General features: G+C 60.6%; 1 protein-coding gene. It reads right to left on the minus strand.

Features of this window, described 5'->3' with window-relative positions:
* Positions 1-40 precede the first annotated feature (40 nt).
* Positions 41-1,227 (minus strand): IS3-like element ISRme13 family transposase gene (locus F7R19_RS29500; protein WP_085960481.1). Its coding sequence is split into 2 segments (ribosomal slippage): positions 41-972 and positions 972-1,227, totalling 1,188 coding nucleotides; the frame shifts between segments, so codons are not numbered across the junction.
* Between the last annotated feature and the right edge of the window lie 61 nt (positions 1,228-1,288).

Genomic DNA, 1,288 nt, shown 5'->3' on the forward strand with positions numbered 1-1,288 from the left:
TGACCTTGCCCCTGTTCCACGAATCCCATAACCGAGGGAATTAGGCAGCCCGGTGTTGCTGAGCTGCGGACCAGTTTTTCTCGAACGTCATGGGGCTGACGTAGCCCAGCGTCGAGTGGAGTCGGCTGGCATTATAAAAGCCAAGCCAGTCAATTACCTCGTCCATTGCGGCGCGGCGGGTAGCGAACTGGCGACCGTGCAGGCGAGCGACCTTCAACGACCCCCACAGACTCTCAGTCGGCGCGTTGTCCCAGCAATCGCCCCTGCGGCTCATTGACGAGCGCATGCCATACGCCTTCAGGGCGTCTTGAAACAGATGGCTGCAATACTGGCTTCCCCGGTCGGTGTGCACAATCACACCGGCTTCCGGGCGGCGCCGGAACCAGGCCATGCGCAGCGCGTCCGTGACCAATTCGGCCTTCATGTGTGGTTGCATCGACCAGCCAACCACCTGCCGGCTGAACAGGTCGATGATGACCACCAGGTAGAGCCAGCCTTCGGCGGTCGCCACATAGGTTATGTCGCTCGTCCAGACTTGATTGGGTGCTGCTGGGCTAAAGTCGCGTTGCAGCAGATTGGGGGCCACCGGCAAATCGTGGTTCGAGTTGGTTGTCGCGATGTACTTGCGCTTGTGGCGGGCACGGATGCCGTGCAGCGCCATCAGCTTGCGAACACGCTCCTTGCCCACCCGCACCCCACGCGCCAGCAGTTCCTTCCACATGCGCGGCCAGCCGTACTCCCCCTTGACCCCGGCGTGAATCGCCTTGATGTGGGCCAACAAGGCATCGTCACTGAGTCGGCCTCTATCTGGCCTGTCGGTGCTTACTGTGCGTTGCTTGCGCTGGTGATAGCCGCTGGGGCTGACCCCTAACAGCTCACACAGGACCGAGACCGGCCAGTAACGTCGGTTTCGCTCGATGAACGCATACCTCACACCGACTCCTTCGCAAAGTATGCTGCGGCTTTTTTTAAAATATCGCGCTCCATCTTCAAGCGCGCCACCTCCGCCCGAAGCCGGGCCAGCTCCATCTGCTCCGGGCTGACCGGCTTCATACCCGCACCAGTCAGCTTGCCTTCCCGCTCCGCCTTGACCCAGTTATGCAGCGTCTGCGCTCTGATGCCCAGGGTCGCGCTAACCACTGCCATGCTCTGCCCGCTCTTCACCAGCCGTACCGCTTCCAGCTTGAATTCCAGCGTGTACTGCGCCCGCTTTGTCTTGCTTGTCATCACATCTCTCCTTGCTTCAGTTTAACCTCAGCAAGGGATTCGTTTTGCGGGGGCAAGCTCA

It is taken from the genome of Cupriavidus pauculus (assembly GCF_008801835.1).
GTDB classification, from domain to species: Bacteria; Pseudomonadota; Gammaproteobacteria; order Burkholderiales; family Burkholderiaceae; genus Cupriavidus; species Cupriavidus pauculus.